Here is a 19,607-nt window from a genome sequence, read left to right as displayed (position 1 = left end):
GGTCACCGTTTGATAAGGAACCCCATGCAATCCGCTTCTCCGCCGGCCGCCCCGCCGCCGGCCGCCTCACCCCGCGGCGTCGGCCTCGCCGAGCTGTTCACCGGTTTCCTGTCGCTGGGCCTCATGTCGTTCGGCGGCGCGCTGCCGTTCGCGCGGCGCACCATCGTCGAAGAGCGCCAGTGGCTCTCCGCCGATGAATTCACCGATCTGCTCGGGCTGTGCCAGTTCCTGCCGGGCGGCAACGTGATCAACCTGTCGGTGGCCGTCGGCATGCGCTTTCGCGGCGTCGCCGGTGCGTTCGCCGGCATTCTCGGGCTGATCGCGGGCCCGACGCTCGTCGTCGTCGCGCTCGGCGTGCTGTACGCGAAGACGCAGAACGATCCGCGCGTGCAGCATCTCTTTGCGGGGCTGGCGGCGGCGGCGGCCGGGCTGCTCGTCGCGATGGCCGTGAAGGTCCTGAAGCCGCTGCGGCATGCGCGCGCGGCGGCCGGCATCGCGGCGCTCGCGTTCGTCGCGATCGCGGTGCTGCGCATTCCGTTGCTGACCACGATGCTCGTGCTGACGCCCGTCAGCGTGTGGCTCGCGTCGCGCCGTCGCGACGCAGGCACGCCGCAGCCGGCGCCGGCCGCCGCACGCGACACGCAGCGAGGGGGCCGACCATGAACGACACGCTGATCGCCATCGCGACGATCTTCAGCCAGTTGTCGCTGCTCGCGTTCGGCGGCGGCAACACGATCCTGCCGGAGATGCAGCGGCAGGTCGTCGACGTCCATCACTGGATGAGCGCGCACGCGTTCACCGCGCTGTTCGCGCTGGCCCAGGCGGCGCCCGGGCCGAACATGATGATCGTGTCGCTGGTGGGCTGGCACGTGGCCGGCTGGAGCGGGCTGCTGGTCGCGTCGCTCGCGAAGTTCGGGCCGTCGTCGATCGTCACCGTGCTCGCGCTGCATGCGTGGGAGCGCTTTCGCGACCGGCCGTGGCGCCGCCATGTGCAGCAGGGGATGATGCCGGTCACCGCCGGGCTCGTTGCGGCCAGCGCGGTGCTGATCTCCGAGGCATCGAACCGCACCGCGATCCAGTGGGGCATCACGGCCGCGTGCGCGGTGCTCGCGTGGCGCACGCGCATCCATCCGCTGTGGCTGCTCGCGGGCGGCGCGCTGATCGGGCTCACCGGCATCGGGCAGTGACCGGCGCACGTTGACCGCTCGTGCGCCATACTGGCGCGAATCTTCACGGGAGGCTCGATGGATCTCGACGGCGCCAGCCGCAATCTCACCGTCGCCGCGTTGCTGACGCTGTCCGGCGGCTACCTCGACGCGTACACGTATGTCGGCCACGGCCACGTGTTCGCGAACACGATGACCGGCAACGTCGCGCTGCTCGGCATCAACCTGTCGGCCGGCGACTGGGCCGCCGCGCTGCATCACGTGCCGCCGCTCGTCGGCTTCACGATCGCGGTGTTCGTCGCGCACCTGCTCGGGCTTGCCGCGCAGCGCGGCTGGATGAAGCACACGGCGTTCGCGAGCCTGCTCGTCGAGATCGCTTTTCTCGGCGTCGCCGCGAGCGGCCTCGTCGGCGCGTCGAGCGCGTGGCTGATTCCGGGCATCTCGTTCGTTGCAACGCTGCAGACGCTGTCGTTCACCCATCTCGAGGAGTTGTCGTACACGTCGGTGATGACCACCGGCAACCTGCGGCGCGCCGCGCAGAAGCTGTTCGTCGGGCTGATCCCGCGCTACGACGCGGGAGCGCTGCACGACTCGGCGCTGCTCGCGACGATCAGCTTCTGCTTCCTGGCCGGCGCGGTGGTCGGCGGCCTCGTCACGCGGCTCGCGCCGGAGGTCGCGCTGTGGGGCGCCGTGCTGCTGCTCGTCGGCGCGTTCGCGGAAATCGTGCGGCGCGCGTGGCGCCGGCACTCGGCCGACGGCGGGCCGGCGACGGCGTGACCGCGCATCCCGCGGGCGCGCCTCCGCGCGTGCCCGTTGCGCGGCACCTGCTGCGTGATCCTTACAGATCCGACGTGCCGTAAGCCGCGCGCGGTCGCTGCCGTGCGGCACCCGCCGCCCGCCGGGCAAGCCTCGCGCGCCGCAACGTTGTGCGCGGACGACAGTTCCGGCGTTACCGCGCATTTCAATTTCTTTCGGCGATTGCACTCGTCATATGATTCAGCCCACATCGCGCGCGCCAAGAACGTGAGCGATCGCCACCCGGCTGCGCACGCGGCCGGCCATGAATGGAGACACCTACAAAAGGGAAAGCTCATGAAGCAGACCACCCGACTCGCAGCCATCGCAGGGTGCGCCGCGCTCGCATTTGCCAGCCAGTATGCGGCCGCACAAAGCTCGGTCACGCTCTGGGGCGTCGCCGACGCCAGCATCCGCTACCTGACCAACGCCAACGCCAAGAACGACGGCCTGCTGTCGATGACCAACGGCGCGATCACGAACAGCCGCTTCGGCATCTACGGCACGGAAGACCTCGGCGGCGGCCTGAAGGCCGTGTTCAACCTCGAGAGCGGCGTGAACCTGCAGAACGGCGCGTTCGCCGACAGCGGCCGCCTGTTCAACCGTGCAGCCTACGTCGGCCTGCAGAGCCCGTACGGCACGGTGACCCTCGGCCGCCAGAAGACGCCGCTGTTCGACCTGCTGTCGGATACCTACGATCCGCTGACGGTCGGCAACTACCTCGAAAACGCGTGGCTGCCGGTCGCACTCGGCGGCGGCCTGTATGCGGACAACCAGATCAAGTACACCGGCAAGTTCGACGGGCTGACCGCGAAGGCGATGTACTCGACCGGCACCAACTACGAATCGACCGGCGCGGGCGGCTTCTCGGGCCAGATCCCGGGTTCGCTCGGCAAGGGCAATGCGTGGGGCGTGTCGCTGTCGTACGTGATGGGTCCGCTCAGCATCGCGGCCGGCGCGCAGCAGAACAGCGACAACTCGGCGCGCAAGCAGACGATCTACCACGCGAACGTCGTGTACGCGTTCAGCAAGGCGAAGATCTACGCGGGCTACCTGCGCTCGAAGGACGACACGGGCTTCGTCGACAGCCTGCTCGCACAGCAGACGATTCCGGTCGCGAAGGGCACCGGCCGGATCGACGACGGTCCGTTCGCGGGCGTGAGCTGGCAGGTCAGCGCGCCGCTGACGCTGACGGGCGCGTTCTACTACGACCACATGCGCAATGCGATGACCACCAACGGCACGCTCGCGAGCGGCAACCGCTGCGCGATCGTCGGCATCGCCGAGTACGCGCTCAGCAAGCGCACGGAAGTCTACGGCACCGTCGACTTCAACAAGACGAACGGCGCGGCGAATGTCGAGCTGCCGGGTCGCAGCAACCAGACCGGCATCGCGATCGGCCTGCGCAATATCTTCTGACGAACGTCGGAACGCATCGGCCGGCAGTCGTCCGGCCTGCATCGAAGGGGCGCCGCGAGGCGCCTCTTTTTTTTCGTCACGCGACCTTCATACGCGCGCACGACTATTCGGCGAATGCTTCATCACGAGACCCCCGCGCCGTAAGGGTTTCGTCGGCAATCCAGAACATACTTTTACAGTGCGCGCGCATGCTTTCCGCTACGCTGCGTGCATCGCCCGTTGCGTGCCGCCCGGCGCGCGCGTGCGTCGTTCCGGTTGCGCTCGGCGAGTGCGGCCGGCCTGGTGCGTAACTTGTGTATCCGGTGATGACAATCGCGGTCTGCCGGTTTTTTTCGTGGGACGATGCGCTCACGATTTTCTTGAAAGGGGATGACGATGGGTATCCTGAACACCGTGGGTGAAATCGCTGGCGCAGTCGCCGCTGTCGAAGGCGCGGAAAAGCTGGATCCGGATGCGGGCCTGCTGACCAAGGCGGCCGCCGCCGTCGCCGGCTTCAAGGGTGCGGAAGCGATCGAAGGCATGCTCGAGAAGAAAAAGGAAGACCAGCCCGAACAGGCTGCGGACGACACGCAGGCGACGGACGGCAGCGACACGTCGCAGGCATGAGCATGGCGGCCGGTCCGGCCGTGGGCGCGCCCCTCGCGCGCCCGTCGGACCGGTGCTGCGCAGCCGGCAGGTCGGGCATGCGGTCGATCGGTGACGCATGACACACCCGGCAGCTGGTTTGACCGGCGAGAGGCAACGTCTCTCGCCGTTTTTTATGGGGCGCGCGCCGGGCTGCACCGTGCGCCGCAAGCATCCCGGAATCTTGCTATCGTGCCGTCATCCGAACTGCGATGAGGGAATGCGATGGATTTCGACTACGACCTGTTCGTCATCGGCGCCGGCTCGGGCGGCGTGCGGCTCGCACGCATGTCCGCGTCATACGGCGCGCGTGTCGGCATAGCGGAAGAAGAGCAGATCGGCGGCACCTGCGTGCTGCGCGGCTGCATTCCGAAGAAGCTGCTCGTCTATGCATCGCACTACCCGCATGAAGTCGAGGACGCGAAGGGCTTCGGCTGGACCTTCGGCGCCGGCACGCTCGACTGGCCCGCGCTGATCGCCGCGAAGGATCGCGAGATCAACCGGCTCAGCGACATCTACATCAACCTGCTGCGGCAATCGGGCGTCGAGATGCACGCGGGGCGCGCGACGCTCGTCGATGCGCATACGGTCGCGATCGGCGAGCGCACGATCCGCGCGCGCCACATCGCGATCGCGACCGGCTCGCGCCCGGCGATGCCGGCGCGGCCCGGCATCGAGCATGCGATCACGTCGCGCGAGGCGCTGTCGCTTGCCGCGCTGCCAAAACGCATCGCGGTGGTCGGCGGCGGCTATATCGCGGTCGAGTTCGCGGGCATCTTCAACGGCTTCGGCAGCCACGTCGACCTGTTCTATCGCGGCGAGAAAATCCTGCGCGGCTTCGACGACGACGTGCGCCAGTTCCTGACCGACGAGATGACGAAGCAGGGCGTCACGATCCATGCACGCTCGGTGATCGAGTCGATCGAGCGCGCGGACGACGGCACGTTGAGCGTACGCGTCGGCGCTGCGCGGCACGGGCCGTACGACCAGGTGCTGTATGCGACCGGCCGCGTGCCGAACGTCGACGGCCTCGGGCTCGAGCAGGCGGGCGTGATGCTCGACGCGCGTGGCGCGATCGCCGTCGATGCGTATTCGGCGACGTCGGTGCCGTCGATCCATGCGATCGGCGACGTCACGTCGCGGCCGCAGCTCACGCCGGTCGCGACGCGCGACGGCGGGTTGCTTGCCCGCACGCTGTTCGGCGGGTCGCGCGTCGCGGCCGATCACGAATGGGTGCCGTCGGCGGTGTTCAGCCAGCCCGAGGTCGCGACGGTCGGGTTGACCGAGTCGACCGCGCGCGACCTGTACGACGGCGACGTCGATATCTACCGCACGTCGTTCAAGGCGCTGCGCCACACGCTGTCGGGCCGCGACGAGCGCACGCTGATGAAGCTGGTCGTCGCGCGCGACAGCCAGCGCGTGGTCGGCGCGCACATGGTCGGCCGCGATGCGGGCGAGATCATCCAGGGCATCGCGATCGCGATTCGCGCGGGTGCGACCAAGGCGCAGTTCGACGACACGATCGGCATTCACCCGACCGCGGCCGAGGAGTTCGTGACGATGCGGCAGAAGGTGGCGGATTAGCGGGGGGCGTCAGCGCACGGCGACAACGGAACGGCTGCGTGTCGGCGCGGCCGTTTGTCGTCGATGTGACCCGCTCAATGCACGCCGAACGCGTCGAGCAGCCGGTACCAGCTCATCGCGAGCACGAGCGCCGGCGTGCGCAATGCCTCGCCGCCGGGGAAGTCGCGATGGCGGATCTTGTCGAACAGGTCGAAGCGGCTTGCCTGTCCGTTGATCGCCTCGGCGATCAGCTTGCCCGCGAGCGCGGTCGTGTTCACGCCGTGCCCCGAGAACCCCTGCGCGAAATACATCGTCGGCGCGATGCGGCCGAAGTGCGGCGCGCGGTTCATCGTGATGTCGACGAAGCCGCCCCACGCGTAGTCGACCTTCACGTCCGCCAACTGCGGGAACGTCTTCAGCATGTCCGCGCGCATCGCCGCCGCGAGATCGCGCGGCTCCCGCGTCGAATAGCTGACCTTGCCGCCCCACACGAGCCGCGTGTCGGGCGCCGGCCGGAAATAGTCGAGCACGAAGCGGCTGTCGCAGATCGCCGCGCGAGCAGGCATCAGCGCGGCGGCGCGCGCGTCGCCGAGCGGCTCGGTCGCGATCACGTAGGTGCCGACCGGCATGATCTTCTTCGACAGCGCGGGCGCGAGCGTGCCGACGAAGGTGTTGCACGCGAGCACGACGAAGCGCGCGCGCACGTTGCCGCCGCTCGTCTCGACGACATGGCCGCCGGCGACGTCGCGCACGCGGGTCACGCAGCTGTCCTCGTGGATGCGCACGCCCGCGTCGGTCGCCGCGCGGGCGAGGCCGAGCGTGTAGTTCAGCGGATGGAGGTGGCCGCTGTCCGGGTCGTACAGGCCGCCGCAATAGCGCTCGGACTGCACGTAGTCGCCGAGTTCGTCGGCTTCGACGAAATGGAAGCGGTCGTAGCCGAAGCGCTTCGCGGCTTCATCGCGCCAGCGCTTCAGGCCGTCGGCGTCGCGCTCGGTGTTCGCGGCGGTCAGGTAGCCGGGCACCAGCGCGCAGTCGATGTCGTGCTGCGCGATGCGCGACTTCACGAGCGACAGCGTTTCGAGCCCCATGTCCCAGATGCGCTTCACGTCGCCTTCCGGCATGAACTGCCCGAACGTGTCGATGTCGCACGCGAACCCGCCGATCAGCTGGCCGCCGTTGCGGCCGCTCGCCGCCCATCCGACCCGCGACGCTTCGAGCACGGTCACCGAATGGCCGCGCTCGGCGAGGTTGAGCGCGGCGGACAGGCCCGTGAGGCCCGCGCCGATCACGCACACGTCGGCATCGATCGTGCCGGCGAGCGGCGCGTGGCGGGTCGTATCGTTGGCGGTCGCCGCGTAGTAGGACGCGACGTGCGGCTGGTTGGCGAATGTCTGCATGGTCAGGATAACGGAGGAGTTTGACTCAGAATAGCTCGCGCACGCGGTGATACAGCATCCCGAGTTCGAGCGCGGGTTGCCGCCACGCGTCGCCGCCGGGGAAGCGCCGGTGACGCATGCGCGCGAACAGGTCGAACGCACGCGTGTCGCCCGCGATCGCGCCGGCGACCGCGCGCCCGGCGATGCCGGTGAGCGCGACGCCGTGACCGCTGAAGCCCTGGACGTAGAAGAAGTTCGGATCGAGCGCGCCGAAATCCGGCGCGCGGTTGCGCGTGACGTCGACGAAGCCGCCCCACGCATGGTCGACGCGCACGTCGCCGAGTTGCGGGAACACGCCGACCATGCGGCGCCGGATCGTCTCGGCGAGCGTGGCGGGCGACGCGCCGGCCGAATTCGCGCGGCCGCCGAACAGCATCCGGTGGTCGGCCGACAGCCGGAAATAGTCGAGGAAGAAGTTGTTGTCGCACACGGCATCGCGCTGCGCGATCAGCGCGTCGGCGCGCGCCTGGCCGAGCGGCTCGGTCGCGATGATGTACGACGCGATCGGTGCGATGCGGGCGGCCGTCGCGGCCGGCAGCACGCCGCCGGGGCCGGCGTTGCAGCACGACACGACGAAGCGGCAGCGCACGTCGCCCGATGGCGTGCGCACGACGGGTCGCTCGCCGCGCACGACGTCGAGCGCGGGCGTATGCGCGTACAGCGCGACGCCTTCACGGCGCGCGGCATCGGCCAGGCCGAGGCAGTACTTGAGCGGATGCAGGTGGCCCGACAGCGGATCGTATACGCCCGCGAGATAGCGCGTCGATGCGATGCGCGCGCGGATCTCGCCGGTGTCGAGCCATGACAGCGACGGGTGACCCCAGCGCTGCGTTGCGGCGTCCATCCATGCGTGCAGGTCGTCGATGCGGCGCGGTTTCGTCGCGACCGTCAGGTAGCCGCGCGTGAAGTCGCAGTCGATCCCGTAGCGCGCGATCCGCTCGGCGATCAGCGCGACACCGTCGAGCGACAGCGACCACGCGGCGCGCGCGCCGTCGGCGCCGAGCTGCCGCTCGATCTCCTCGTCCTTCGCGAAGCCGGTGATCGCCTGGCCGCCGTTGCGGCCCGACGCACCCCAGCCGGGCCGGTGCGCGTCGATCACCGCGACGGACAGCCCGCGCGCGCGGCAGTCGAGCGCCGTCGACAGGCCCGCGAAGCCGGCGCCGATCACGCAGACGTCGACGTCGATCGTCCCGTCGAGCACGGGGTCGTCCACGGCGGGGCGCACGGCCGTCGCTTCGTAGTACGAGTCGCGCGCGAGCGCATCGGCGCGGCGGGTGAAAGACTGCGTCATGAATCCGGCTCCTTCGTTGCAGCCGGCGGCGGTGCATCGCGCACCGTCATCCGGCCGGTAAAAACGGCGCGGGACGCCGTGCGCGCGGCACGGCGTCCCGCGCGGGCTGCGTCAGAACGAATAGATGAACTGCGTCGCGAGCAGGTCGTTGGACTTGCCGTACGACCCGTCGTTGCGCAGGAACACCTTGTTGTTCGCCCAGTCGTGGCGGTATTCGACCTTCACGGTGATCTGCTGGGTCGGGTAGAACAGCAGGTCGAGCGCGACGTCCTGGCGCACCGCGCCCTTGCACTCGAAGCCCAGGCCGCCATTTGCCTGCGACGTTGCGAGGCAGTCTGCATCGACGCCGAAGCCGTTGGACGTATCCATCCCGCGGCCGTTCAGCGCGATACCGCCACCGCCGCCGCCGTTCTTCGAGTTGGCGAGCAGGTCGTAGCGCAGCGTCACGCCCATGCGGCCGACCACCGGCGCGTTGAACTTGCGGTGCGCGAGCAGCGACAGGCCGTACCACTGCGCGAGGCCGCCGTTGAACGCCGCATGCTGCTGACGGCCGTAGTCGACTTCCGCGTTGTACTGAATGTCGGCGAGCGTGTAGGTCGCGTCGAGTTCACCGAAGAAGAACGAGCCGTAGCCGCTCGGTGCCGCTCCGCCCGGGCCGTAGTGGACCGCGCCGGTGGTTGGGTCGATCGCACTCGCAAGCGTCTGGCGGCCGATGTTGAACGAACCGCCGAGATCGAGCGCGCTCGACCACGTGTAGTCCGCGCGTGCGGTGAAGGTCGGCACCTTGTTGCTGGTGGTGATCGGATCGCCGAGCGCGTTGGTGCCCGTCGTCGTGACCGAGCCGTACGTACGGTACTGCTCGTTGCCGAGGAAGAACTTCCACGCCCAGTTGCCCTTCGTGTAGTTCGCGCCGATCCCGACGTAGCTGCCCGGATCCGAGAAATCGTACAGCAGGTTGTGCGTGAGCGTGAGCATCTGGTTCGACTGCTGCACCTCGTAGCCGCCGAAGCTCGGGATCAGGCCGGCGACCAGCGTCGTCTCGGCGGTGATCGGCACGTTGATGACCGCGGTGTTCAGCAGGTTGTCGGTGATCGAGCCGCGCGAGTTCTGCAGCAGCGTGATGCCGTTGCCGCGGTTCGGCATCAGCGTGATTTCCGCCGACGGCGCCATCGGGCCGACACCGAACGTCTTCTTGATGTCGAGGTAGAGATCGCCGAACGTGCTGTTGAAGTAGTTGTACGCGTTCTCGTGGTTCGCGAACAGGAACGACGACGTGCCGGCCGCGCGGTTGTAGATGTAGGTCGGATCGATGTAGCCGGTGACCGACAGGCCGGCGAGCGGGCCCGTGTTGGCCGCGTCCGTCAGCGAGTCGACCTTCAGCTGCTGGTTCGCGATCTGCTGCTTCATTTCGCCGACCTCGTCGTTGGTCAGCGTGGCCTGCGCCTTGCCGTAGTCCGGCGAGCCCGGGTCGACGGCCACCGCGGCCGGCGCGGCGCCCACCCCTGCCTTCGTGCCGGCCTGGGCGGTCGCGGGGCCGCCCTTCGCCGACAGTTGCGCCTGCATCGCCTTCATCTGTTTCTGCAGCGCCGCGACCTGCGCCTGCAGCGCCTTGATCTCGGCGGATGTCGAGTCGGCCAGCGCGATGCCCGGTAACGCGCCGGCCACCAGCAGGCAGATCAGTTTCTTCTTCATTGCGGATTCTCCTTGTCGTGCGCCTGTCAAATCGGAATCGAATCGCGCGCCCCCCCTGGGGCAGCGCGGGTTGCTTGTCTGCAGTGCTTGTTATCTTTGAGGCCGGAAGCGGGGCGTCACGCCACCGCGAACGCCGCCTTCATGTCGGCGATACGGCGCCGCTCACGCGCGATCATCATCCGGTTCACGACGATCACGCCGATCGTCACCGCTGTGATGAACAGCGTCGCCAGCGCGTTCATCTCCGGGTTCAGCCCCAGCCGCACGCGCGAGAACACCACCAGCGGCAGCGTCGTCGAGCCCGGCCCGGACAGGAACGCCGACAGCACCAGATCGTCGATCGACAGCGTGAACGACAGCAGCCACCCCGACAGCAGCGCCTGCGAGATCAGCGGCAGCGTCACCACGAAGAACACCTTCAGCGGCGTCGCACCGAGATCCAGCGCGGCCTCTTCCAGCGACTTGTTCATCTCCTTCACGCGCGACTGCACGATGATCGCCACGTACGACACGCACAGCATCACGTGACCGATCCAGATCGTCACCATCCCGCGCCCCTTCGGCCAGCCGAACATCTGCTCCAGCGCAACGAACAGCAACAGCAGCGAGATGCCTTGGATCACTTCCGGGATCACCAGCGGCGCGTTGATCATCCCCGTGTACAGCGTGAAGCCCTTGAAGCGGCCGAAGCGCGCGAGCACGAAGCCCGCCCACGTGCCGATCACGACTGACGCGGTGGCCGTCAAGAGGCCGATCTTCAGCGACAGCCACGCGGCGGTCAGCAGCTCGTCGTCGTCCAGCAGCGCGGAGTACCACTTCAGCGAGAAGCCCGACCACACCGTCACCAGCTTCGACTCGTTGAACGAGTACACGACCAGGCTGATGATCGGGATGTACAGGAACAGGAAGCCGAAGGCGAGGACGCCCGTCGACAGTGGTTTGCTCGGCTTGATCATTTCGCGTCCTCCAGTTCCTTGACCTGGTAGTACTGGAACAGCGCCATCGGCACCAGCAGCAGCATCACCATCGCGACCGTCACCGCAGACGCCATCGGCCAGTCCATGTTGTTGAAGAATTCATCCCACATCACGCGGCCGATCATCAGCGTGTCGGCGCCGCCGAGCAGCTCCGGGATCACGTACTCGCCCACCGCCGGGATGAACACCAGCAGGCTGCCGGCGATGATCCCGTTCTTCGACAGCGGCAGCGTGATCCGCGTGAACGCGACCCACGGTTTCGCGCCGAGGTCGTACGCGGCTTCGAGCAGCGTGAGGTCCATCTTCACGAGGTGCGCGTACAGCGGCATCACCATGAACGGCAGGTACGAATAGACCATCCCGATGTAGACGCCCGCGTCGCTGTGGTAGAGGCGCAGCGGCGTGTGGATGATGCCGAGCGCGATCAGCGTGTGGTTCAGCAAGCCATCGTCCTTCAGGATGCCGATCCATGCGTACACGCGGATCAGGAACGACGTCCAGAACGGCAGCATCACGGCCATCATCAGCACGTTGCGGCGGTTCGGTTCCGAGCGGGCGATGTAGTACGCCATCGGGTACCCGATCAGCAGGCACAGCACCGTCGACACGGCGGCCATCTTCAGCGAGCTGAGGTAGGTCGCGATGTACAGGTCGTCCTGCAGCAGGAACGCGTAGTGCGACAGCTGCAGCGCGAAGTGCACGACGCCGTCCTTGATCTCGACGAGCGACGTGTACGGCGGGATGCCCATCACCTGGTCGGCGAAGCTGATCTTCAGCACCAGCACGAACGGCAGCGCGAAGAACACGGCCAGCCACACGAACGGCACGCCGATCGCGACGCTGCGGCCCGACGGCAGGAAGCGCGACAGCGCGGCAAGGCGGCCCGGGCGGGCGCGGCCGGCGCCGGCACTCGCGGTGCCGGTCGGCACCGGCGCGGACGGATTGGAGGCGGAGGTTCTCATCGTGGCGTCCTCACTGCGTCAGCACGACGCCGCTGGCGGGCGACCACGACACGAACACGTCGTCGTTCCACGCCGGTGCGTTGTCGTTCATCAGGTGCGAGCTCGACAGGTTCGACACCACCGTCTTGCCGCTCGGCAGGCGCACGTGGTACAGCGAGTAGCTGCCCATGTACGCGATGTCGGTCACGACGCCGCGCGCCCAGTTGTGTTTCGAGCCGGGTTTCTCGCGCGACACGTGGATGCGTTCGGGGCGCACCGAGATGCCCACCGGCATGCCGAGCGGGCCCGTGATGCCGTGGCTCACGTACATGCGCGCTTCGAGGTCGTCGCTCTCGACGAAGATGTGATCGGGCTCGTCTTCCACCACGCGCCCTTCGAACAGGTTGGTCGAGCCGATGAATTCGGCCGAGAAGCGGCTGTTCGGGAATTCGTACACCTCGCCCGGCGCGCCGATCTGCACGATCTTGCCTTCGCTCATCACCGCGAGGCGGCTGGCCATCGTCATCGCCTCTTCCTGGTCGTGCGTGACCATCACGCAGGTCACGTCGACCTTCTCGATGATGTTCACGAGTTCGAGCTGGGTCTTCTGGCGGATCTTCTTGTCGAGCGCGGACATCGGCTCGTCGAGCAAGAGCAGCTTCGGGCGCTTGACCAGCGAGCGCGCGAGCGCGACGCGCTGTTGCTGGCCGCCGGAGAGCTGGTGCGGCTTGCGCTGCGCGTACTTGCTCATCTGCACGAGCGCGAGCGCATCGGCCACGCGCTCCTTGATCTCGTTCTTCGGCGTGCCTTCCTGCTTCAGGCCGAACGCGACGTTCGATTCGACCGTCATGTGCGGGAACAGCGCGTACGACTGGAACATCATGTTCACCGGGCGGCGGTACGGTGGCAGCGATGCGAGGTCCTCGCCGTCGACGAAGATCTTGCCCGAGGTGGCCGTCTCGAGCCCGGCGAGCATGCGCAGCAACGTCGACTTGCCGCAGCCCGAGCTGCCGAGCAGCGCGAACAGCTCGTTCTTCGCGATCGTCAGGTTCACGTTGTCGACGGCGGTGCTGTCGCCGAATTTCTTCACGACGTTTTCGATGCGCACGAAGGCGTCGTTTTGCGTACGGGCCGCGGGGGCCGGTTGGGTCTGTCGTGCAGCAGCGGAAGAGGGTATCGATTGCATGGGATTCACCATTCGTTCTTCACGGATTGCAGGCGTGAGGGTCCCCGCGCGAGGTGCATGACGCGACTCACGGGCGACGGCTCGTGCCGGATGGAACAGTGCGCGCGGCGCGCGCGGGCGGACGGAGGTCCGCGGATCTCAGGCGGGCAGGCGAGAAGCGCCGCCTGCGCCGCCGGCATTCAGGTCGATCAGTGGCCGGTCTTCAATTGGGCCCACAGACGGTTCTCGAGGCGCAGGATGTCGGCCGGCATCGGCTTCATCAGCACCATCTTCTTCAGCACGTCTTCAGGCGGGTAGACGGTCGGGTCCTGCGCGACGGCCGGCGTGACGAACTGGTGCGCAGCCTTGTTCGCGGTCGGGTAGAACACCGTGTTGGTGATCGCCGCGTTGACCTTCGGATCGGACACGTAGTTGATCCACTTCAGTGCGGCCTCGGGGTGCGGCGCATCCTTCGGGATCACCATCACGTCGAACCACAGCAGGCCGCCTTCCTTCGGGTTCGAGAACTTGATGTCGTACGAACGCTTCGCTTCCGACGAGCGGCGGTGCGCGATGCCGACGTCGCCCGACCAGCCGAGCGCGACGCACACGTCGTTGTTCGCGAGGTCGTTGATGTAGCCGGACGAGTTGAACTGGGTGATGTACGGGCGGACTTTCTTCAGGACTTCGAATGCAGCCTGGTAGTCGCCGGGATTCTTGCTGTTCGGGTCCTTGCCCATGTATTGCAGCGTGGCGGCAAACACGTCCACGGCCTGGTCGAGGAACGACACGCCGCAGCCCTTCAGCTTTTCCATGTTGGCCGGGTCGAACACCAGTGCCCAGCTGTCGACCGGCGCCTTGTCGCCGAGCGCCTTCTTCACCGCCTGCACGTTGTAGCCGATGCCGTCCGTGCCGTAGGCCCAGGGCACACCGTACTGGTTGCCCGGATCGGCGTCCGAGATCATCTTCATCAGCAGCGGGTCGAGGTTCGCGAGGTTCGGCAGCTTCGACTTGTCGAGCTTCTGGTACACGCCGGCCTGGATCTGCTTGGCCATGTAGTTCGACGTCGGCACGACGATGTCGTAGCCCGAACTGCCGGCCAGCAGCTTCGCCTGAAGCGTGTCGTCGCTGTCGTAGTTGTCGTACTTGACGTGGATACCCGTCTGCTTCTGGAAGTTCGGGATCGTGTCGGGTGCGATGTAGTCGGACCAGTTGTAGACGTTCAGCTCGTCGGCCGCGTGTGCCGTCGGGCTGGCGACCGACGTGAACGCGGCCGCGGCGGCAAGGGCGGCAACGGAACAGGCTTGGCGAAGAAGGCAGGCACGCATGGTGGAATTCCCCTGGTTATGGCGGCGTGCGGCGCCCGCCGCACGCCTGTAGGCAAAAACCGTTACGAAATACCCAGTTGCTGGGCGGTTGCATCGACTGCTTTTTTCGCCTTCGATACGAGTTCATCGATTTCCGGACGCGAGATCACGAGCGGCGGCGACAGCAGCATCCGGTCGCCGGTCGCGCGCATGATCAGGTTGCCGTTGAAGCAGAAGTCGCGGCAGATCGTGCCGACGTCGCCGCCGTTCGCGAAGCGGCGGCGTTCGGCCGGCGCTTCGGCGAGCTGCAGGCTCGCGACGAGGCCGTGGCCATGCACTTCGCCGACGATCGGGTGACGCGCGAAGGTTTCGCGCATCAGCGCCTGGAAGTACGGGCCCGTGTCGTTCTTCACGCGCTCGACGATCCCTTCGTCGCGCAGCAGCTTCAGGTTCGCGACCGCGACGGCCGCCGCGACCGGGTGGCCCGAGTACGTGAGGCCGTGGTTGAATTCGCCGTTGTCGATGATCGGCCGCGCCACGCGCTCGTGAATGCCGACCGCTCCCATCGGCACGTAGCCCGACGTGAGGCCCTTGGCCATCGTGATGAGATCGGGCTCGAAACCGAAGTGCTGGTGGGCGAACCATTCGCCGGTGCGGCCGAAGCCGCCGATCACTTCGTCGGCCACCAGCAGGATGTCGTACTTGCGGCAGATCCGCTGGATTTCCGGCCAGTACGTCGACGGCGGGAAGATCACGCCGCCCGCGCCCTGGAACGGCTCGCCGATGAACGCGGCGACGTTCTCCGCGCCGAGTTCGAGGATCTTCGCTTCGAGCTGCTGCGCACGCGCCAGGCCGAACGCTTCCGGCGTTTCGCCGGCCGCTGCTTCGCCGAAGAAATACGGCTGGTCGATGTGCACGATGTGCTCGACCTTCGACGGCATCTGCTCGTGCATGTAGCCCATCCCGCCGAGCGTGCCGCCGGCGATCGTCGAGCCGTGATAGCCGTTCTTGCGCGAGATCACGTACTTCTTCTGCGGCTGGCCCTGCACGCGCCAGTACTGGTGCACGAGGCGCAGCACGGTGTCGTTGCCTTCCGAGCCGCTGTTGCAATAGAAGAAGTGGTTGAAGCCGGCAGGCGTGACTTCCGCGAGCATCGCGGAAAGCTCGATCACCGGCGGGTGCGTGGTCTTGAAGAACGTGTTGTAGAACGGCAGTTCCTGGATCTGGCGATACGCGGCGTCGGCGAGTTCCTTGCGGCCGTAGCCGACGTTCACGCACCAGAGGCCGGCCATCCCGTCGATCACCTTGTTGCCGTCCGAGTCCCACAGATAGACGCCGTCGGCCTTCACGATCACGCGGCTGCCGGCGCGGTTCAGCGCGCCCATGTCCGAGAACGGGTGGATGTGGTGCGCGGCGTCGAGCGCGCGGTATTCGGCGGTCGTGCGCGCCTGCGTCGCGCGCGGTGCGGCCGCCGTGGCGCTCGGTGCGGCCGGCTGGACCCAGGCTGATTCGTTGCGATACGTCATGTTTCCTCCGTGATTCCGTATTCGGTCGGGTGCACGCTCAGACGTGCAGCAGCAGATGGCGGCGTTCCCACGAGCTGATCACGCGGAAGAACGCTTCGTATTCGGTTTCCTTCAGTGCGAAATACGCCTTCAGGAACTTGTGGCCGAGGATCTCGCCGAGCGGCTCGCAGGCGGCCATCAGCGTCAGCCCTTCCTCGAGGTTGCGCGGCAGCTGGTACGGCAGCTCGTAGCCGTCGCTGACGAGCGGCTCGGTCGGCTCCAGGCGCTGCGTCATGCCGAGATAGCCGGCCGCGAGCGTCGCGGCGAGCGCGAGGTACGGGTTGCAGTCGACGCCCGGGATGCGGTTCTCGATACGGCGTGCCGACGGGCCCGAGTGCGGGATGCGGAAGCCGACCGTGCGGTTGTCGTAGCCCCACTGCACGTTGATCGGCGCAGCCATGAAGCGCGACAGGCGGCGATACGAGTTGATGTACGGCGCGAAGATCGGCATCAGTGCCGGCGTGTATTTCTGCAGCCCCGCGAGGTAGTTGTAGAACATCGACGTCGCGCCGCCGGTTTCCGGCGACGTGAACAGGTTCTGGCCGGTTTCCTCGTCGACGATGCTTTGGTGCACGTGCATCGCCGAACCGGGCTCGTCTTCCATCGGCTTGGCCATGAACGTCGCGTACATGTTGTGACGCAGCGCGGCCTCGCGCACCGTGCGCTTGAACAGGAACACCTGGTCGGCCAGCGACAGCGCGTCGCCGTGCATGAAGTTGATCTCCATCTGCGCGGCGCCGACTTCGTGGATCAGCGTGTCGATGTCGAGGTTCTGCGCTTCGCAGTACTCGTAGATGTCCTCGAACAGCGGGTCGAACTCGTTGACGGCCTCGATCGAATACGACTGGCGGCCCGTTTCGGGGCGACCCGTGCGGCCGACCGGCGGGCGCAGCGGCAGGTCGGGGTCCTTGTTCATGTCGACCAGGTAGAACTCGAGTTCCGGCGCGACGACGGGCTTCCAGCCCTTCGCCTTGTACAGGTCGAGCACGCGGCGCAGCACGTAGCGCGGCGAGATCTCGACCGGCGAGCCGTCGAAGTGCACGCAGTCGTGGATCACCTGCGCGGTCGGGTCGACGGCCCACGGAATCAGGCGGATCGTCGACGTGTCGGGCACGCACACCATGTCGGGGTCGGTCACGCCGGTCAGCGAGCCGTCTTCCGGATATTCGCCGGTGACGGTCTGCACCATCACGGCTTGCGGCAGGCGCATCGATTCGCCGGACGTGAACTTGTTGCGCGGCGTGATCTTGCCGCGCGCGATGCCGGCCATGTCGGGGATGATCGCTTCGACTTCGGTAATCCGGTGCTGCTTCAGAAAATCTTCGATGTCTTGCATGTCTGTTCTCGTTGGTTGGGTCGGCGCTCAGGCGAGCGCGGCGGCCGTGGCACGCGTGCGGGCAGCGCGGCGGGCGCGGCAGGCATCGCCGAAGGCGCGGAAGATCGCGCTCGACAGCGGATCCTGCGCATGGCGCCATTCCGGATGCCACTGCACGGCGAGGGCGAAAGCCGGTGCATCGACGACGCTCACGGCTTCGATCAGCCCGTCCGGCGCGACGGCTTCGACGGCGAGGCCGGAGCCGAGCTGGGCGATGCCCTGCTTGTGCAGCGAGTTCACGTGCACTTCGTCGCGGCCGCCGGCAAGTGCGTGCAGCGTGCCGCCGGGCGTCAGGCGCACGACGTGCGCGGGGCCGTACTGCGTGTCCATCGGCGCGTCGTCGTCCTCGCGGTGATCGGCGAGGCCCGGCACTTCGTGCACGCGCTGGTGCAGCGTGCCGCCGCAGACGACGTTCAGCTCCTGGAAGCCGCGGCAGACGGCCAGCACGGGCACGCCCGCGGCGATCGCCGCGCGCAGCAGCGGCAGCGTGGTCGCGTCGCGGGCCGGGTCGTGCTTCGTGCCCGGCGCGCTCGGTTCGCCGCCGTACCGATGCGGCTCGACGTTCGAGTAGCTGCCGGTAAACAGCAGGCCGTCGACCGTGTCGAGTACGTCGTCGACCGACTGGCGCTCGCCGAGCGCGGGCAGCACCATCGCGAACGCTTGCGCGCCGTCGACGATCGCGGCGACGTATTTGTCGCCGACCGTATGCGACGCGTGTGCGCCGATTTGCGTGTGGTCGGCGGTGATGCCGACGAGAGGTTTCCTTCTATCCATGACGTCAATCAGTTATCCGGAGGGTCGTTGCGTCTTGCTTGCCGGATGTGGCGAAACGCCGGCGTGCAACGGCCCCGCAGCCTTGCGCAAGAGGCAAGGCCGCTGGTGAATGGGCGCAACGGGATGGCGTGGCGATCCGCGCTGCGCGCGACGATCAGGCCGTCGTTCGTTTCATTGCGACACGCGACGCGGCAACGCATGCGCGAACGCGTTCCGTCACCGCACGGACGATGCGGTTGGCGAATCAGCAGACGAAACGAACGACGTAAAGAAAGGAGAGGCGCTACGGCAGCAGCGACGCCACTTCGTCGGTGTCGACGGCGACGAATGCGCGTGCGGAAACGGCGTTGTGACGCCGAACGGAACGACGGGACAGGATGGTGTAGATCGACAGGTGAAGCAGGCGAGGACTATGCCAGCCGCAACTGCCGTCGTCGGAAGCGGACGCCGCGCTGCGCAAACTTCGCACATCGCCTCGATCCCACCTCACCAGAGGGCCACGGACTCTCACGATTACACTCGACTGGGTTGTTGAAAGTATTGAACACCTGACCGTTTCGACGCGCTGGGCGTTTAAAATAATCAAGGCGCCGGTTACGCGTTATTTACATTGATGGGCATCAATTTTTGCGTTGCAATAACGTTTTTTGCTGCCGATGAATGCTTGATGACGCTAACCTGAGAGCCAGCATATACGAGCCAAAAACGGCGTCAAATGTTTTTTAACGGTGTTGCATCAGGGCTTTCCCGAGCAGTGCGAACAAAAGATTCGTAAAAGGAATAATCGGCGCGGTGTTCATTATTTCGAACGCCTTTCAGGGTTTTCCCCGCTGATGCGCGGCATAAAGTGATTAGAATATTCAACGGCTGTCCACCGCGTCGTTTCACTTTGTCATCGCACTTATCGTGTCCGAAACCGAATCGATGTCCACCGAAGTCGCCGAGCGCCTGCGTTTCGTGCGCAACAAGCATGGCCTGTCGCAGCGCGAACTCGCGAAGCGGGCCGGCGTGACCAATGGCACGATCTCGCTGATCGAACAGGGCCGCGTGAGCCCGTCGGTCGGTTCGTTGAAGAAGCTGCTCGAATGCATCCCGATGAGTCTCGCGGAGTTCTTCACGTTCGAGCTGATCGAATCGCGCTCGGTCGTGTCGCGTCGCGACGAGATGCCCAACCTCGGCAACGACACGCTCGCGTTTCATCTGGTCGGCGCGAGCATGAAGGATCGCAACATGTGCATCCTGCGCGAGATCTATCAGCCGCAGGCCGACACGGGGCCCGAGATGCTCGTGCACGCGGGGCACGAGGGCGGGGTCGTCGTGTCGGGCCGGCTCGAGCTGACCGTCGACGGCGCGACGTGGCTGCTCGACCCCGGAGACGGCTACTACTTCGAGAGCCGTTTGCCGCACCGTTTTCGCAATCCCAGCGCGGACCTGATCTGCGAGGTCGTCTCGGCCAATTCGCCGGCGACCTTCTGACCTTTCCCCGCGCGTCACTGCATTCGCTGCCGGCCGGCTGC

The 19,607-nt window shown here is 66.9% G+C and carries 18 protein-coding genes; 7 read left to right on the top strand and 11 right to left on the bottom strand.

What is annotated here, in order from left to right; translation table 11 throughout:
- The first annotated feature begins 24 nt into the window (after positions 1-24).
- From CFB47_RS17195 to gor, 6 genes are all read left to right on the top strand, one after another.
- Positions 25-663 carry a chromate transporter gene (locus CFB47_RS17195; RefSeq protein ID WP_089461748.1) on the top strand — a complete coding sequence of 213 codons (639 nt, stop codon included), beginning with the start codon at positions 25-27 and terminating at the stop codon, positions 661-663.
- Entirely contained in the window at positions 660-1,187 is a 528-nt protein-coding gene (locus tag CFB47_RS17190; RefSeq protein WP_089461747.1) for a chromate transporter, read from the top strand. Before CFB47_RS17195 ends, CFB47_RS17190 begins: the two co-directional genes overlap by 4 nt.
- Before the next feature lie 57 nt (positions 1,188-1,244).
- Entirely contained in the window at positions 1,245-1,943 is a 699-nt protein-coding gene (locus tag CFB47_RS17185) for a YoaK family protein (RefSeq protein ID WP_089461746.1), read from the top strand.
- A gap of 315 nt (positions 1,944-2,258) precedes the next feature.
- Positions 2,259-3,380, top strand: coding sequence for a porin (locus tag CFB47_RS17180; protein WP_089461745.1), 1,122 nt, complete (start codon positions 2,259-2,261; stop codon positions 3,378-3,380).
- Positions 3,381-3,755: 375 nt separating this feature from the next.
- Complete coding sequence (locus CFB47_RS17175; RefSeq protein ID WP_069249385.1) at positions 3,756-3,986, top strand: hypothetical protein; 231 nt, start codon at positions 3,756-3,758, stop codon at positions 3,984-3,986.
- Positions 3,987-4,229: 243 nt separating this feature from the next.
- A complete protein-coding gene (gor, locus tag CFB47_RS17170) occupies positions 4,230-5,588 on the top strand; it encodes a glutathione-disulfide reductase (protein WP_089461744.1) in 1,359 nt (452 codons plus the stop codon).
- Positions 5,589-5,662: 74 nt separating this feature from the next.
- Here gor and CFB47_RS17165 read toward each other — a convergent pair whose 3' ends face one another.
- The 11 genes from CFB47_RS17165 to CFB47_RS41760 all read right to left on the bottom strand — a co-directional run bounded on the left by CFB47_RS17165 (position 5,663) and on the right by CFB47_RS41760 (position 18,559).
- Positions 5,663-6,964 (bottom strand): FAD-binding oxidoreductase, encoded by a 1,302-nt coding sequence (locus CFB47_RS17165; RefSeq protein WP_089461743.1) that lies wholly within the window; start codon positions 6,962-6,964, stop codon positions 5,663-5,665.
- Positions 6,965-6,989: 25 nt separating this feature from the next.
- Positions 6,990-8,294 (bottom strand): FAD-binding oxidoreductase, encoded by a 1,305-nt coding sequence (locus tag CFB47_RS17160; RefSeq protein WP_089461742.1) that lies wholly within the window; start codon positions 8,292-8,294, stop codon positions 6,990-6,992.
- A gap of 111 nt (positions 8,295-8,405) precedes the next feature.
- Complete coding sequence (locus CFB47_RS17155) at positions 8,406-9,986, bottom strand: DUF3138 family protein (protein ID WP_089461741.1); 1,581 nt, start codon at positions 9,984-9,986, stop codon at positions 8,406-8,408.
- 116 nt (positions 9,987-10,102) lie between these two features.
- A complete protein-coding gene (locus CFB47_RS17150) occupies positions 10,103-10,942 on the bottom strand; it encodes an ABC transporter permease subunit (RefSeq protein ID WP_011353448.1) in 840 nt (279 codons plus the stop codon).
- Positions 10,939-11,925: an ABC transporter permease subunit gene (locus CFB47_RS17145; RefSeq protein WP_089461740.1), complete on the bottom strand. Its 987-nt coding sequence runs from the start codon at positions 11,923-11,925 to the stop codon at positions 10,939-10,941. Before CFB47_RS17145 ends, CFB47_RS17150 begins: the two co-directional genes overlap by 4 nt.
- 10 nt (positions 11,926-11,935) lie before the next feature.
- Positions 11,936-13,090 (bottom strand): ABC transporter ATP-binding protein, encoded by a 1,155-nt coding sequence (locus CFB47_RS17140; RefSeq protein WP_089441194.1) that lies wholly within the window; start codon positions 13,088-13,090, stop codon positions 11,936-11,938.
- A 188-nt stretch (positions 13,091-13,278) separates the two neighbouring features.
- Entirely contained in the window at positions 13,279-14,397 is a 1,119-nt protein-coding gene (locus CFB47_RS17135; protein ID WP_089461739.1) for a polyamine ABC transporter substrate-binding protein, read from the bottom strand.
- Between the two features lie 62 nt (positions 14,398-14,459).
- Positions 14,460-15,902, bottom strand: a complete 1,443-nt coding sequence (locus tag CFB47_RS17130) for an aspartate aminotransferase family protein (RefSeq protein WP_089457055.1) — start codon at positions 15,900-15,902, stop codon at positions 14,460-14,462.
- 37 nt (positions 15,903-15,939) lie between these two features.
- Complete coding sequence (locus CFB47_RS17125; RefSeq protein WP_089441191.1) at positions 15,940-17,277, bottom strand: glutamine synthetase family protein; 1,338 nt, start codon at positions 17,275-17,277, stop codon at positions 15,940-15,942.
- A 27-nt stretch (positions 17,278-17,304) separates the two neighbouring features.
- On the bottom strand, positions 17,305-18,090 hold the full coding sequence (locus tag CFB47_RS17120; RefSeq protein WP_089441190.1) for a gamma-glutamyl-gamma-aminobutyrate hydrolase family protein: 786 nt from the start codon (positions 18,088-18,090) through the stop codon (positions 17,305-17,307).
- 283 nt (positions 18,091-18,373) lie between these two features.
- Positions 18,374-18,559 carry a hypothetical protein gene (locus CFB47_RS41760; RefSeq protein WP_043184603.1) on the bottom strand — a complete coding sequence of 62 codons (186 nt, stop codon included), beginning with the start codon at positions 18,557-18,559 and terminating at the stop codon, positions 18,374-18,376.
- Between the two features lie 455 nt (positions 18,560-19,014).
- Here CFB47_RS41760 and CFB47_RS17110 point away from each other — a divergent pair, with 455 nt between their 5' ends.
- Positions 19,015-19,566 carry a cupin domain-containing protein gene (locus CFB47_RS17110; RefSeq protein WP_089441340.1) on the top strand — a complete coding sequence of 184 codons (552 nt, stop codon included), beginning with the start codon at positions 19,015-19,017 and terminating at the stop codon, positions 19,564-19,566.
- The last annotated feature ends 41 nt before the right edge of the window (positions 19,567-19,607 follow it).

It is taken from the genome of Burkholderia sp. AU27893 (assembly GCF_002223205.1).
In the GTDB taxonomy this organism is placed as follows: domain Bacteria; phylum Pseudomonadota; class Gammaproteobacteria; order Burkholderiales; family Burkholderiaceae; genus Burkholderia.
This window is presented reverse-complemented; position numbering and strand designations above follow the sequence as displayed.